Here is a 14,459-nt window from a genome sequence, read left to right on the forward strand (position 1 = left end):
CCTGCGTAAGGCGCCGAACGCAGGACGCACTCGCCGCCTCCAACGGATGTTAGGAGGTGAACATCATGAAACTTGTATCTGCGTTTGTCGGCCTTGCCGCGCTTGGCGGGGTCACGCTGTCGGGCGGGGCTGCGTCAGCAGCACCGATCGAGGTGCCGACCGGCTATGTCTGCAATGAATGGGGCCATTGCTGGCAACGCCACTACCATGGAGGCTACTACCATCCGCATTACTGGGGTGGTTACGGCTGGCACCATCATTGGGGTGACGGCTGGCGCTGGCATCATTGGGCTCGCTGGCACCGCTGGCATCATTGGCACCACTGGTGAAATCTGAGAAAGGGGCTTCGGCCCCTTTCTCTTTTCGGTGGATGCCCGTCGGGAATGACGCGAGCTAGCTCTGCGCCGGCCGCCGCGCCAGCGCCAGCGAGAGGCCGAGGCCCGCGATGAAGACGCCCGAGCCCTGGGTGAGACGCCGCATCAGATGCGGCCTGCCAATCAACTGCGTGCGCGTTGCAGTTGCCATCAGCACCACGACGACATCGGCGAGCGTGTTCAGGATCACCGAGATCGCGCCGAGCACGATGAATTGCAGCATGGGGCTCGACCCCGCGGGATCGAGGAACTGCGGAATGAAGGCGAGGAAGAATGCGGCGGTCTTCGGGTTCAGCGCCTCGACCAGCACGCCGTCGCGGAACGCGCGCCTGTCGCCGACGGGCTCGCTCTCCAGCGAGAGCGCGCGGCCGGCGCTGCGGAAGGTCTTGATGCCGAGCCAGACCAGGTAGAGCGCGCCGATGAATTTTACAGCGGCAAACAGTTCCGCACTGGCAAGGATGATCGCGGAGATGCCGAGGCTGCCTGCGATGACATGAACCAGCCCGCCCAACGCCGTGCCCGCGGTTGACGCAAAGCCGCTGGTGCGCCCTTCGGACAAGGTCCGTGCCGCGACATAGAAGATGCCGGGGCCGGGAACGGCGGCAATGAGACACGCTGCGGCCAGGAACAGCCAGAAATTCGTTTCGATCATCCCGTTTTGGTAACGTAGCGTGCTGCGATTGCAAGGCCTCTTGTTCGGCCCATCCGGCGGAAGATCACGCTGGCATTCACCCCGCCAAAGCCAAATCCGTTGGAGATGGCGTTGAGCATCGGCATCGGCCGCGCGCTGCCTGCGACGATGTCGATGCCATCAGCGCCGGGATCTGCGTTTTCGAAATTGCGCGTCGGCGGCGCGACCTGGTCGCGCAAGGCGAGGACGGTGAAGATCGCCTCGAGCCCGCCGGCGGCGCCGAGCAGATGGCCGGTGGCCGATTTCGTCGCGCTCACCGCGATGTTCCGGTTGCGGCCGAACAGCGCGGCGATCGCGCCGAGCTCGCTTTCGTCGCCGGCCGGCGTCGACGTCGCATGCGCGTTCAAATGCTGCAAATCCGCGGGGGCAAGCTTCGCCTGGCGGAGCGCGATCTCCATCGCACGGCGGGCGCCGTCGCCATCGGGCGGGCCCGACGTCATGTGATAGGCGTCCGCCGTTGTGCCGTAGCCCACGATTTCCGCAATCGGGGAGGCGCCGCGCGCCAGCGCATGCTCCAGCTCCTCGATCACGAGGATACCGGCGCCTTCGCCCATGACAAAGCCGTCGCGGTCGCGATCGAACGGGCGCGAGGCGCGCGCGGGCGCGTCGTTGAATCCGCTCGACAGCGCGCGGGCCGCGGCAAAGCCGCCGATGCTGACGATATCGATGCAGGCCTCCGCGCCGCCGCAGATCGCGACATCGGCTTCGCCTGCACGGATCATGCGCGCGGCATCGCCGATTGCCTGGACGCCGGCGGCACAGGCCGTGACCGGTGTGCCCAGCGCGCCCTTGTAGCCGTATTTGATCGAGACGTGGCCGGCGGCGAGATTGGCGAGAAACGAGGGGATGGTGAAGGGCGAGAGCCGGCGCGCGCCGCGCTGCTCGGTGATGCGCACCGCCTCCGCCATTGCCGGGAAGCCGCCGACGCCGGAGGCGATGATCGTTGCGGTGCGTTCCTGTGCGCGCGCGTCCTGCGGCGCCCATTTGGCCTGCGCGACCGCCTCTGCGGTGGCGAGCAGGGCGAACAGGATGAAGCGGTCCATCTTGCGCTGGTCTTTTGGCGCGGCGGCTTGTGCGGGGTCGAAGCCGCCTTCGGCATCATCGGCCTTGTCGGGCACGAGACCGGCAATGCGCGCAGGCAGCGCCTGCGACCATTCCGGCAGAGGGCGCAACCCGCTCTGGCCGGCCAGGAGCCGGCGCCAGGACAGTTCAACACCGCAGCCGAGCGGCGACACCGCTCCCATTCCCGTCACGACGATACGACGCATGTCAGTCTCCAGCCGGCGCAACGGCCGGGTTCATGGCTTTGAGCGAGCCGAGCCGCTTGCGCATCCCGCGGCTGGCGCGGGGACCCGGGACGACGACCGCATTGGCGAGGGTGATCGGACGCATGTCGGCGGCATCGACCACGATCGGATCGAACGGGCGAGCGTCGCTCCGATTCGCCAGCACGATCGATTCGCCCTTGGGCGCGAGATGCCTGTTGCCCCAGGCCAGCAGCGCCACGACCACAGGGAAGAAATCCCGCGCCTTCTCCGTCAGCACATATTCGTACCGCGGCGGCCGTTCATGATAGCGGCGGCGGACGAACATGCCGCTCTCGGTGAGATGGGCAAGGCGCCGCGACAGGATGTTCGGCGCGATTCCGAGACTTTGCGAAAATTCGTCGAATTTCGTCGCGCCCTGGAAGGCATCCCGCAAGATCAAGATGCTCCACCACTCGCCGACCGTCTCAACGGCGCGGCCGACAGGGCATTCCAGGATTGAGGGGGATTTGGGCTGCATGGCGGGAACGTAGGAGAGTGGCTTGCAAAATGCAAGTCACTGGGCAGGCGGCGGCAGGTAGAGTGAGCGGTGAGGATGCGGAGGCGGGGCTGGCGGTGAGGTGCGCGGCGGGCGAGCGGTGAGTATGTGAAAGCAGGCTGGTGGTGGGATTTAAGGTAACCGCCGGATAGCCGCTATCGTGCCCCGGACGCAGCGCAGCGCCTCTTGGCGGTGCGCTGCAGAGCCGGGGCCCATGTTGCGGAGAGCCTTGCGTGTCGCTTCCCGGCTCTGCGCAGCAGCGTTTCCCGCTGCAGCGCGTCCGGGACAAGAGAGGGAATGCGCCGTTGCCTAGCTCTCCGTCGTTGCGAGCGCTGCGAAGCAATCCAGACTGTTCCCGCGGAGGGATTCTGGATTGCTTCGCTGCGTTCGCAATGACGACGTGGAAAGAGCGTCAGGCCCTCGCGCCTAATGCGACCGGGCCAGACAGAACGCGACCACCTGCTCCAGCGCGCTCTTCATCGGCGAGGACGGGAACAGCGCCAGTGCGTCCACCGCCATGGCGCCGTAGTGCTGGGCGCGGCTGAGCGTGTCCTCGAGCGCGCGATGCTTGTTCATCAGGCCCAGGGCGTGGTCGAGGTCGGTGTCGCCGATCTCGCCGCGCTCGAGTGCCCGGATCCAGAAGGCGCGCTCGGTGTCGTTGCCGCGGCGGAAGGCGAGCACGACCGGCAGCGTGATCTTGCCCTCACGGAAATCGTCGCCAGTGTTCTTGCCGAGCTTGGCGCTCTTGCCACCATAGTCGAGCACGTCGTCGACGAGCTGGAAGGCGATGCCGAGATTCATGCCGACCGAGCGGCACGCGGTCTGCTCCGCCTTCGGGCGGTTGGCGATGACGGGGCCGACCTCGCAGGCGGCGGCAAACAGCTCGGCGGTCTTGCCGCGGATCACGGCGAGATATTCGTCCTCGGTGGTCGCGGTGTTCTTGGCGGCGGCGAGCTGCATCACCTCGCCCTCGGCGATGGTGGCGGCGGCCGCGGACAGGATGTCGAGCGCGCGGAGCGAGCCGACCTCGACCATCATGCGGAACGCCTGTCCCAGCAGGAAGTCGCCGACCAGCACGCTCGCCTCATTGCCCCAGAGCATGCGCGCCGACAGCTTGCCGCGGCGCATCTCGCTCTCGTCGACCACGTCGTCGTGAAGGAGCGTTGCGGTATGCATGAATTCGACGGAGGCAGCGAGCTTGATGTGGCCGTCGCCGGTGTAGCCGGCGAGGTTGGCCATGGCGAGCGTCAGCATCGGGCGCAGGCGCTTGCCGCCGGAGGAGATGAGGTGGTTGGCGACCTCCGGGATCATGGTGACCTCGGAGCCGGTCCGCGACAGGATCGTGGCGTTGACGCGCTCCATGTCACCGGCGACAAGGGCAACCAGCTCTTCGATCGACGCGCCGGGAGTTTCGAAAGGTACGATGACGGCCACGCCGGTCTCCAATATTTGCCCCGGAGGGGCTATTCTGATGCAAATACAATAGAAACTGGCAGCGGATGCGGCAAGTGCCGCGGAACCATTGACATTTGCCGCTTTAGCCCCTTTCAGGCAGGAGACCTGCGTTTTGCGTGAACTGGTTCGGACCAACGACATGGTGCTGGTGTCGGCGATCGGCGCGCTGCTCGACGGCGCCAACATCCATCATCTGGTGCTGGACCAGAACATGAGCATTATCGAGGGCTCGCTGGGTATCCTGCCGCGGCGGATCCTGGTCCATGAGGATGACGCCCAGGAGGCCAGGGAGCTCCTCACCGAGGCCGGCCTCAGCCATGAACTGCGCGGCGATGATTGACGTCGTCACAGACTTCACCGAGGACGCCTTTCTCGGCGGGCAATTGCGCTTGAAGCAGAAGCGGTCCGGCCACCGCGCCGGGCATGACGCCATCCTGCTCGCGGCGGCGACGGAAGCGCAGGCGGGCGACCGTGTCGTCGATCTGGGCGCCGGCATCGGCACCGCCGGGCTGGCGCTTGGCCGGCGCGTCGCGGGAATCAGCCTCAGCCTGGTCGAGATCGATCCGGAACTGGCGGAACTCGCGCGCGCCAATGCGGCGGCGAATGCGATCGCCGCCGAGACGATCGTGCTCGACGTTACGGCCGACGCACAGGCGTTTGCGGCTAATGGCCTCGCGCCCGACAGCGTCGACGTGGTGCTGATGAACCCGCCCTTCAACGATCCCGCGCGCCATCGCGGTTCGCCCGATCAGGCGCGCCGCACCGCGCATGTTGCGAGGGAGGAGACGCTGAATGCATGGGTGCATGCGGCGCGGCGCATCCTCCGATCGGACGGCGCGCTGACCCTGATCTGGCGCGCCGATGGGATCGCGGAGGTTTTGACTGCGCTGTCACGCGGTTTTGGAAGCCTGTCGATCCTGCCGGTTCACGGCGAGGCGGGACGGCCCGCGATCCGCGTGCTGGTGCGCGCAGTCAAAGGCGGCCGAGCGCCGACGCGACTGCTGCCGGGCCTCATGCTCAACGACGAGTCAGGCGTGCCTAAAAATCAGGTGACGGAGATTCTGGAGGGGAGGGCGCTCTTGCCGCTGGCGGAGCCGCGACGACTTACTGCGGAAGCGATTCCGACTGCTGCTCTTGCGGGGTCGTCAGACGGATCGCCATGAACAGCGCACCGACCAGCAGCAACAGCAGATAGATTTTCATGGTGTTCTCCGCTGCCTCATTGCAGCTTCCCAACGGGGAATCTGCAAAACACGTTCCGGGCACTTCCAATGACAGTCGCGTGATAAGAAATGGTTAAGCAGAGGTAACGGCATGGCCGAACAATTGAACGATCGTGAGGGTTCCGGCCTGGCCGACAAGCTCATGCAATATCTGCCGGCGCGCTTCCGTCCCGGCACGGCGGTGGTGCCGGTGGTGCGCCTGTCCGGTGTGATCGGTGCGGTGACGCCGTTGCGCCCGGGCATGACGCTTGCGGGCGTCGCGCGGGTGCTGGAGCGGGCGTTTTCGTACCGGAACGCCAAGGCGGTGGCGCTGGTGATCAATTCGCCCGGCGGCTCGCCGGTGCAGTCGCGCCAGATCTATCTGCGCATCAAGCAGCTCGCGGCGGAGAAGAAGCTGCCCGTGCTGGTGTTCGTCGAGGACGTCGCGGCGTCCGGCGGCTACATGATCGCCTGCGCCGGCGACGAGATCATCTGCGATCCGTCCTCCATCCTCGGCTCGATCGGCGTGGTCGGCGGCAGTTTTGGTTTCCAGGAGGCAATCAGGCGGCTCGGCATCGAGCGGCGGCTCTACACGGCCGGCGCGCACAAGGCGATGCTCGATCCGTTCCTCCCGGAAAACCCCGACGACGTGGCGAGGCTGAAGGCGCTCCAGCGCGAGATCCACCAGATCTTCATCGCGCTGGTGAAGGAGAGCCGCGGCGCGCGGCTGAAGGGCGCCGACGACACCCTGTTCACCGGCGAATACTGGGCCGGCGAGAGTTCGATCGCGCTGGGGCTTGCCGACGGCATCGGCGATCTCCGCTCAACTCTTCGTGCCCGCTATGGCGAGAAGGTTCTCACCCCTGTGATTGCGCAGCCGACCGGTCTGCTCTCGGGCCTTTTGGGGCGGAAATCGCCCGGTGCGGGCCAGCTTTCGGCCATGGAATCAATGGCCGGCCTGCCGGACGAGTTGATCTCGGCGGTCGAGACGCGGGCGATTTGGGCGAAATTCGGGTTCTAGGCGACACCCTCCCGCGCCATTTGGTCCGGGTCGAGCCAATTGCGGCGCGGCCCGGTCTGCGCAAGAATGTGCGTGGGGGCTGAGCACTAGACAAGGATCGACCGATGCCGCCGTTTGTCGCTTTCGCGGGCGTCCTGGGCGGGCTTGCCGTGGTCCGCTGGGCCTACAAGACCGCTGTCCGGATCAACCATGAGCTGGAGGAGATGCGCCTGTCGCGCGTCGCTGAAGCCGCCCATGCCGGGGATATTCAGAAGCTGAAACGTGACCCCGTGACCGGAGCGTATCGGCCCGGCTAGGCCGCGCTGCCGTAGGGTGGGCAAAGGCGCTCTTGCGCCGTGCCCACCATTCCTTTTGCAATTGTGGTGACGATGGTGGGCACGCTTCGCTTTGCCCACCCTACCGCACCGTCTCCGGACGAAGGCGATCGGCCCGAATCCGCCCCCTTTGCCTTGATTCCCATCCCCGCCGTCGATACGGTCCCGCGCGATTCAAAACCCCCCGCGAGAGCCTGATCTGACGATGGACGCCTCATTGCCCGCCCATATGCGCCCGGAACGCTCGTTCCAGGGCTTCATCCTCGCGCTCCAGCGGTTCTGGGCCGAGCAGGGCTGCGTGATCCTGCAGCCCTACGACATGGAGATGGGCGCGGGCACCTTCCATCCGGCGACCACGCTGCGCGCGCTTGGGCCAAAGCCCTGGAGCGCCGCCTATGTGCAGCCCTCGCGCCGGCCCAAGGACGGCCGCTACGGCGAGAATCCCAATCGGATGCAGCACTACTACCAGTTCCAGGTGATCATGAAGCCGTCGCCGCCGAACCTTCAGGAGCTGTACCTGAAGTCGCTCGCCGCGATCGGCATCGATTCCGCCGTGCACGACATCCGCTTCGTCGAGGACGATTGGGAAAGCCCGACGCTGGGCGCCTGGGGTCTCGGCTGGGAGTGCTGGTGCGACGGCATGGAAGTCAGCCAGTTCACCTATTTCCAGCAGGTCGCGGGATTTGAGTGCGCGCCGGTTGCCGGCGAGCTCACCTACGGGCTCGAGCGCCTCGCGATGTATGTGCAGGGCGTCGACCGCGTCTACGACCTCAACTTCAACGGCCGCGAGGGCGACGCCAAGGTGACCTATGGCGACGTGTTCCTGCAGGCCGAGCGTGAATATTCGAAGCACAATTTCGAAGTCGCCGACACCGCGATGCTGTTCGAGCAGTTCAAGATGGCGGAAGCCGCGTGCCGGAAGTACCTCGACGCCGGCTGGCAAAAAAACTCAGAGTCCGGCAAGCGCGAGGCGCACCTGATGGCGCTGCCGGCCTATGACCAGTGCATCAAGGCGAGCCATGTCTTCAACCTGCTCGATGCGCGCGGCGTGATCTCCGTGACCGAGCGGCAGAGCTACATTCTTCGCGTGCGCGAGCTGGCAAAGGCCTGCGGCGAGGCCTGGATCCATACTGAAGCGGGCGGAGCGGCCTGATGCCCGATCTTTTGCTTGAGCTTTTCTCGGAAGAAATCCCCGCGCGCATGCAGGCCAAGGCGGCGGACGATCTGCGCCGCATGGTCACCGACAAGCTCGTCGCCGAAGGCCTCGTCTACGAGGGGGCGAAAGCGTTCGCGACGCCGCGCCGCCTTGCACTGACCGTGCACGGCATTCCCGCGCGCCAGCCCGACCTGAAGACCGAACGCCGCGGTCCAAAAATGGGCGCGCCCGATGCGGCAGTGCAGGGTTTTCTGAAAGCGACAGGTCTAAACTCGCTCGACGAAGCCAAGATCCAGCGCGACCCGAAGGGCGACTTCTACATCGCGCTGATCGAAAAGCCCGGCCGCGATGCGATCGACGTGCTCGCCGAGATCCTGCCGGTCATCATCCGCACCTTCCCCTGGCCGAAATCGATGCGCTGGGGCGCGCGCTCCGGCAAGCCCGGCTCGCTGAGCTGGGTGCGGCCGCTGCACGCGATCACCGCGACCTTCGGGCCCGAGACGGAAGAGCCCGATGTCGTCAAATTCTCAATCGATGGCATCGAGACCGGCCAGACCACCTACGGCCATCGCTTCATGGCGCCGGCTGCGATCAACGTACGCCGCTTCGAGGACTATGAGGCGAAGCTGAAGGCTGCAAAAGTCATCCTCGATCCGCAGGCGCGCAAGGACATCATCTTCGCCGACGCCAAGGAGCTGACGTTCGCACAAGGGTTCGAGCTGGTCGAGGATCAGGTGCTGCTGGACGAGGTGTCGGGTCTCGTCGAATGGCCGGTCGTCATGATGGGATCGTTCGAGCCGGAATATCTCGCGATCCCGGAAGAGGTGATCCGCGCCACCATCCGCAACAACCAGAAGTGCTTCGTCGTCAGGGATGCCAAGACGGGGAAGCTGACCAACAAGTTCGTCCTCACGGCGAATATCGAGGCGGCCGACGGCGGCAAGACTATCGTATCAGGCAACGAGCGCGTGATCCGCCCGCGCCTGTCGGATGCGAAATTCTTCTACGAGACGGACCTGAAGACGAAGCTTGAAGACCGCCTGCCGAAGTTCGAGCAGATCGTGTTCCACGAGAAGCTCGGAACTCAGGCCGCGCGGATCAAGCGCATCGAACGTCTCGCCGCCGAAATCGCGCCTTTGGTCGATGCCGACGTCGCGAAGGCCACGCGTGCCGCGCATCTCGCCAAGGCCGATTTGCTGACCGAAGTCGTCGGTGAATTCCCGGAAGTGCAGGGCTTGATGGGCAAGTACTACGCGCTGGCCCAGGGCGAGGATGCCTCTGTCGCCGCCGCGTGCGAGGAGCACTACAAGCCGCAGGGCCCGACCGATCGCGTGCCGACCGATTCGGTCAGTGTCGCCGTCGCGCTTGCCGACAAGCTCGACACGCTCGTCGGCTTCTGGGCGATCGACGAGAAGCCGACCGGCAGCAAGGACCCGTATGCGCTGCGGCGCGCGGCGCTGGGCGTGATCAGGCTGATCGCTGAGAACAACCTGCGTCTGTCGCTCATGAAGGTGGCGGCATCTGCACTCGCGGGCCTGTCGGTGAAGTCGGCCGATGCGGAGAGGCTTCCAAGCGATCTCCTCGCCTTCTTCGCCGATCGCCTGAAGGTCCAGCTGCGCGAGCAGGGCGCACGGCACGATCTCGTCGACGCCGTATTCGCCCTCGGCGGCCAGGACGATCTTCTGATGATCGTCCGTCGTGTCGAGGCGCTCGGCAAGTTCCTCGAGAGCGATGACGGCAAGAACCTGCTCGCCGGCATCAAACGTGCGAGCAACATCCTCGGCATCGAGGAGAAGAAGGACAAGCGGAGCTTCGTCGGTGCGCCCGATGCTGCGCTCTATGGCCTCGCTGAGGAGAAGGCGCTGGCGAAGGCGATCGGCGAGGTGCAGGCGGAAGCAAGCGCCGCCGTCGCCAGGGAAGACTTTGCCGCCGCGATGAGCGCGATGGCAAAGCTGCGTCCGCCGGTCGATGCGTTCTTCGAGAAGGTGCGCGTCAACGACGACGATCCGAAGGTGCGTGAGAACAGGCTGAAGCTGCTCAACGAGATCCGCAGCGCCACGCGTGCGGTCGCGGATTTCTCGAAGATCCAGGATTGAGGCTCTCGTGCCCCGGACGCAGCGCAGCGCTTCTTCAGCGGTGCGCTGCAGAGCCGGGGCCCATGTTAGCCTCACAAAGATTCTGGGTCCCGGCTCTGCGCCGCATCGCTGCGCGCTGCGTCGCGTCTGGGACACGAGAGCACACAAAAAAGCCCCGCCCGGCGGGGGGAGAACCGGGCGGGGCCTGATGTCCGTACTACGCGATGCGCGCCAGCCTGATTGAAGTGACGCGCCGGACATCGAGTTGATCGGAAGCGTTTTCAAGCGAAGGGGATGCCGGTTCGCGTCAAGAAAACGCGTTCGGACGAGAACCTAATCCATCACCTCGACGACGCGCCGCGAGCGCGGCTCGACCAGCACGGTTGCGCCGTTCACGACGGTGTAGCGATAGGTGGTGGCGCCGAAACGTTGCGGCACGTCATAATAAGTGACGCCGCTTTCAGGTAAGGTGGCGCCGACCACCACGCGATCCGGGACACGGAAGGCCGGCACACGTTGCTCGACGACATATTCGCGGAATGCCGGCCTCTGTTCGACCGCAATCGTCGGGCCGCTGTCGACGACAACAGGCGCGCGGCCAACGGTGAGACCGGATTGCGCAGACGCTGCGATCGGCGAGCCGAGCGCGGCGCCAAGCGCAGCGAGGGCGAGAATCCTGTTCCGCATGGGCAACTCCTTCGAACTGATTTCAGCCGGCGCTACTGGCGCGACTGGTTGCCAATGCATGTCCCCTTCGCAATGTTCCGGGAAAAGCCCTGCCGCATCAGCGGCAATTTCGGGCAGTTTTCGCGAAGCCGGGAACCTGTTCGCGCCTTGTGCGTCTCTACCCGCGGAACCCGGTCCGGTATGATCCAGCCGCGATTCGCCTCACGTCACGGAAAGACAATTCATGCACATCACCGTCGCCCACATCTCGCCGCTTCTGTCGCTGCTTGCGGGCGTGCTCATCCTGATCATGCCGCGCCTTCTCAACCTGATCGTCGCGATCTTTCTCATCATAAATGGTGCGATCGGGCTCGGATTGTTGAAGTGGCTCCATCTCTAGGCCTTCATTTTCCGGAACTCTTCGACTTGCGCGGGCCTGCCCAAAGTGGTGTAAGGCGCGCGATTTCCCTTTCCTCTCGCAGGTTGTGTGCAAGCTATGGCCAAAGCCGCCTCGAAGCCCAATAAAACTCCAGCGAAAACGCCAGCGAAATCAAAGTCCTCCGCCGCGGCGAAAGCCGCGCTGGCGGCTCGCAAGGCGCTTGCCAAGAGCGCCCCGAAGCCGGTCGCCAAGGCGGCGGTAAAGGCGGCTGCAAAGCCCGCGGCGAAGGCTGCGACCAAGTCGGCTGCGCCGAAGGTTGCCGTGAAGCCCGCCCCCAAAAAGGCCGCGCCCGCCAAGGCGGAGCCAGCCGCGGCCAAGGCCGGCAAATGGGTGTTCACGTTCGGCGACGGCAAGGCCGAGGGCCGGACGGAGATGCGCGACCTGCTTGGCGGCAAGGGCGCCAACCTCGCCGAGATGGCCAATCTCGGCCTTCCCGTGCCTCCCGGCTTCACCCTCCCGACCTCGGTCTGCACCTACTTCTACGCACACGACAAGTCCTATCCGAAGGAATTGCAGGCGCAGGTTGAGAAGGCGCTCGACCATGTCGGCAAGTTGACCGGCAAGGTGTTCGGCGACGTCAAGAACCCGCTGCTCGTCTCCGTGCGCTCCGGCGCGCGTGCCTCGATGCCGGGCATGATGGACACCGTGCTCAACCTCGGCCTCAACGACGAGACCGTGGAAGCGCTGTCGGAACTGTCGGGCGACCGTCGCTTCGCCTATGACAGCTATCGCCGCTTCATCACCATGTATTCGGACGTGGTGCTCGGCTTCGAGCATCATCACTTCGAGGAAATCCTCGACACCTTCAAGGACAGCCAGGGCTATACGCTCGATACGGACCTCAGCGCCGAGGACTGGGTCGGACTGGTCGGCAAGTACAAGGACGCGGTCGCGCGCGAGACCGGCAAGGATTTCCCGCAGGACCCGCACGACCAACTCTGGGGCGCGATCGGCGCGGTGTTCTCATCCTGGATGAACGCGCGCGCGGTGACCTATCGCAGGCTGCACGACATTCCGGAATCCTGGGGCACCGCGGTCAACGTGCAGGCCATGGTGTTCGGCAATATGGGCGAGACGTCGGCGACCGGCGTCGCCTTCACCCGCAACCCCTCGACCGGCGAGAGCAAGCTCTACGGCGAGTTCCTGATCAACGCGCAAGGCGAGGACGTGGTGGCGGGCATCCGCACGCCGCAGGACATCACCGAGGAAGCGCGCAAGGAATCCGGTTCCGACAAGGCGTCGATGGAAGCGGCGATGCCGGAAGCCTTCAAGGAGCTGACGCGGATCTACACGCTGCTCGAGAAGCACTACCGCGACATGCAGGACATGGAGTTCACGGTCGAGCAGGGCAAGCTGTGGATGCTCCAGACCCGCGGCGGCAAGCGCACTGCTAAGGCGGCGCTGCGCATCGCGGTCGAGCTCGCCAATGAAGGGCTGATCTCGAAGAAGGAAGCGGTGACGCGGATCGATCCCGCCTCGCTCGACCAGCTGCTGCATCCGACCATCGATCCCGACGCCAAGCGCGACGTGATCGCGACCGGCCTGCCGGCCTCGCCCGGCGCGGCCTCCGGCGAGATCGTGTTCTCCTCGGACGAGGCGGCCAAGCTCCAGGCCGACGGGCGCAAGGTGATCCTGGTCCGCATCGAGACCAGCCCGGAAGACATCCACGGCATGCACGCCGCCGAAGGCATCCTGACTACCCGCGGCGGCATGACCTCGCACGCGGCGGTGGTCGCGCGCGGCATGGGCAAGCCCTGCGTCTCCGGCTGCGGCACCATCCGCGTCGATTACGGCCGTGGCACCATGAGCATCGGCTCCCGCACCTTCAAGACCGGCGACGTCATCACCATCGACGGCTCGCTCGGCCAGGTGCTCGCCGGCCGCATGCCGATGATCGAGCCGGAGCTCTCCGGCGAGTTCGGCACGCTGATGAAATGGGCCGACCAGGTCCGCAAGATCGGCGTGCGCGTCAACGGCGACACGCCGGAGGACGCGCGCACCGCGATCAAGTTCGGCGCGGAAGGCATCGGCCTCTGCCGCACCGAGCACATGTTCTTCGAGGAGACGCGCATCCGCACGGTTCGCGAGATGATCCTCTCCGAGGACGAGCAGTCGCGCCGCGCCGCGCTCGCCAAGCTGTTGCCGATGCAGCGCGCCGACTTCGTCGAGCTGTTCGAGATCATGAAGGGCCTGCCCGTCACGATCCGCTTGCTCGACCCGCCGCTGCACGAGTTCCTGCCGCACACCCATGCCGAGGTCGAGGAAGTGGCGCGCGCCATGAACACCGACCCGCGGCGCCTGGCCGACCGTGCGCGCGAGCTCTCGGAGTTCAATCCGATGCTCGGTTTCCGCGGCTGCCGCATCGCGATCGCCTATCCGGAGATCGCCGAGATGCAGGCGCGTGCGATCTTCGAAGCCGCAGTCGAGGCCGAGAAGCGCACCGGCAAGGCCGTCGGACTCGAGGTGATGGTGCCGCTGATTGCCACCAAGGCGGAGCTCGACCTCGTCAAGGCGCGCATCGATGCCACCGCGAAAGCCGTGATGCGCGACACCAACACCAAGATCGCCTACCAGGTCGGCACCATGATCGAGCTGCCGCGCGCCTGCCTGCTCGCGGCCGAGATCGCCGAGAGCGCGGAGTTCTTCTCGTTCGGCACCAACGACCTCACGCAGACCACCTACGGCATCAGCCGCGACGACGCGGCGAGCTTCCTCGGAACCTACGTGTCCAAGGGCATCCTCCCGGTCGATCCCTTCGTCGCGCTCGACCAGGAAGGCGTCGGCGAGCTCGTGAAGATCGGCGTCGCGCGCGGCCGCAAGACGCGCCCGAAGCTCAAGGTCGGCATCTGTGGCGAGCACGGCGGCGATCCCGCCTCCGTCGCCTTCTGCCACGACATCGGCCTCGACTACGTCTCCTGCTCGCCCTACCGCGTGCCGATCGCCCGTCTCGCGGCGGCGCAGGCGGCGCTCGGCAAGGCGATCGCGAGCCAGGCGTAGGCGCCAAGATCAGGATTGAGTTGAGAGAGGCGGGGCAAAGCCCCGCCTCTTTTCATTTCAGACGACACTCCATCCACGCGTCTTTGCGAGCGCCACACACTCGGTGTCATCGCCCTGCTTGACCGGGCGATCCAGTACGCCGAGGCCGTTGTGGTTGAGCAGGCCGCGGCGTACTGGATGCCCCGGTCAAGCCGGGGCATGACACCGATGAAGCGGACTCACTGCGCAAAAACAACGGAACCCGTCGCACGTCCCGCAATGGCACG

The 14,459-nt window shown here is 65.7% G+C and carries 14 protein-coding genes; 9 read left to right on the forward strand and 5 right to left on the reverse strand.

Going from position 1 to position 14,459, the window contains the following annotated elements:
* Window positions 1–65 precede the first annotated feature (65 nt).
* Window positions 66–329 (forward strand): hypothetical protein, encoded by a 264-nt coding sequence (locus tag AC1DW2_RS24030; protein ID WP_477007249.1) that lies wholly within the window; start codon window positions 66–68, stop codon window positions 327–329.
* A gap of 64 nt (window positions 330–393) precedes the next feature.
* Here AC1DW2_RS24030 and AC1DW2_RS24035 read toward each other — a convergent pair whose 3' ends face one another.
* The 4 genes from AC1DW2_RS24035 to AC1DW2_RS24050 all read right to left on the reverse strand — a co-directional run bounded on the left by AC1DW2_RS24035 (window position 394) and on the right by AC1DW2_RS24050 (window position 4,302).
* Window positions 394–1,026: a LysE family translocator gene (locus AC1DW2_RS24035; RefSeq protein WP_477007250.1), complete on the reverse strand. Its 633-nt coding sequence runs from the start codon at window positions 1,024–1,026 to the stop codon at window positions 394–396.
* Window positions 1,023–2,333 (reverse strand): beta-ketoacyl-ACP synthase II, encoded by a 1,311-nt coding sequence (gene fabF / locus AC1DW2_RS24040; protein WP_477007251.1) that lies wholly within the window; start codon window positions 2,331–2,333, stop codon window positions 1,023–1,025. The genes AC1DW2_RS24035 and fabF overlap by 4 nt, the downstream gene beginning before the upstream one ends.
* A 1-nt stretch (window position 2,334) precedes the next feature.
* A complete protein-coding gene (locus AC1DW2_RS24045) occupies window positions 2,335–2,850 on the reverse strand; it encodes a winged helix-turn-helix transcriptional regulator (protein ID WP_247314264.1) in 516 nt (171 codons plus the stop codon).
* Between the two features lie 444 nt (window positions 2,851–3,294).
* The gene (locus AC1DW2_RS24050; protein WP_354179088.1) at window positions 3,295–4,302 is read right to left on the reverse strand and encodes a polyprenyl synthetase family protein; all 1,008 of its coding nucleotides are present in this window, start codon (window positions 4,300–4,302) and stop codon (window positions 3,295–3,297) included.
* Window positions 4,303–4,435: 133 nt separating this feature from the next.
* Here AC1DW2_RS24050 and AC1DW2_RS24055 point away from each other — a divergent pair, with 133 nt between their 5' ends.
* The 6 genes from AC1DW2_RS24055 to glyS all read left to right on the forward strand — a co-directional run bounded on the left by AC1DW2_RS24055 (window position 4,436) and on the right by glyS (window position 10,112).
* Window positions 4,436–4,663 (forward strand): putative signal transducing protein, encoded by a 228-nt coding sequence (locus tag AC1DW2_RS24055; RefSeq protein ID WP_014497336.1) that lies wholly within the window; start codon window positions 4,436–4,438, stop codon window positions 4,661–4,663.
* Window positions 4,656–5,486: a tRNA1(Val) (adenine(37)-N6)-methyltransferase gene (locus tag AC1DW2_RS24060; RefSeq protein WP_477007252.1), complete on the forward strand. Its 831-nt coding sequence runs from the start codon at window positions 4,656–4,658 to the stop codon at window positions 5,484–5,486. The genes AC1DW2_RS24055 and AC1DW2_RS24060 overlap by 8 nt, the downstream gene beginning before the upstream one ends.
* 151 nt (window positions 5,487–5,637) lie before the next feature.
* On the forward strand, window positions 5,638–6,546 hold the full coding sequence (locus AC1DW2_RS24065) for a S49 family peptidase (RefSeq protein WP_063985105.1): 909 nt from the start codon (window positions 5,638–5,640) through the stop codon (window positions 6,544–6,546).
* 104 nt (window positions 6,547–6,650) lie between these two features.
* Window positions 6,651–6,842 carry a hypothetical protein gene (locus tag AC1DW2_RS24070; RefSeq protein ID WP_071916131.1) on the forward strand — a complete coding sequence of 64 codons (192 nt, stop codon included), beginning with the start codon at window positions 6,651–6,653 and terminating at the stop codon, window positions 6,840–6,842.
* Between the two features lie 223 nt (window positions 6,843–7,065).
* The gene (locus tag AC1DW2_RS24075; protein ID WP_477007253.1) at window positions 7,066–8,013 is read left to right on the forward strand and encodes a glycine--tRNA ligase subunit alpha; all 948 of its coding nucleotides are present in this window, start codon (window positions 7,066–7,068) and stop codon (window positions 8,011–8,013) included.
* Window positions 8,013–10,112: a glycine--tRNA ligase subunit beta gene (gene glyS, locus AC1DW2_RS24080; RefSeq protein ID WP_477007254.1), complete on the forward strand. Its 2,100-nt coding sequence runs from the start codon at window positions 8,013–8,015 to the stop codon at window positions 10,110–10,112. The genes AC1DW2_RS24075 and glyS overlap by 1 nt, the downstream gene beginning before the upstream one ends.
* 312 nt (window positions 10,113–10,424) lie before the next feature.
* Here the strand turns inward: glyS and AC1DW2_RS24085 are convergent, their stop codons facing one another.
* Window positions 10,425–10,778 carry a DUF1236 domain-containing protein gene (locus tag AC1DW2_RS24085; protein WP_038944551.1) on the reverse strand — a complete coding sequence of 118 codons (354 nt, stop codon included), beginning with the start codon at window positions 10,776–10,778 and terminating at the stop codon, window positions 10,425–10,427.
* Window positions 10,779–11,001: 223 nt separating this feature from the next.
* Here AC1DW2_RS24085 and AC1DW2_RS24090 point away from each other — a divergent pair, with 223 nt between their 5' ends.
* Window positions 11,002–11,157, forward strand: coding sequence for a DUF3096 domain-containing protein (locus tag AC1DW2_RS24090; RefSeq protein WP_014497329.1), 156 nt, complete (start codon window positions 11,002–11,004; stop codon window positions 11,155–11,157).
* A 96-nt stretch (window positions 11,158–11,253) separates the two neighbouring features.
* Window positions 11,254–14,193, forward strand: a complete 2,940-nt coding sequence (gene ppdK, locus AC1DW2_RS24095; protein WP_477007255.1) for a pyruvate, phosphate dikinase — start codon at window positions 11,254–11,256, stop codon at window positions 14,191–14,193.
* Window positions 14,194–14,459 lie beyond the last annotated feature (266 nt).

It is taken from the genome of Bradyrhizobium sp. P3_C3, from assembly GCF_056402655.1.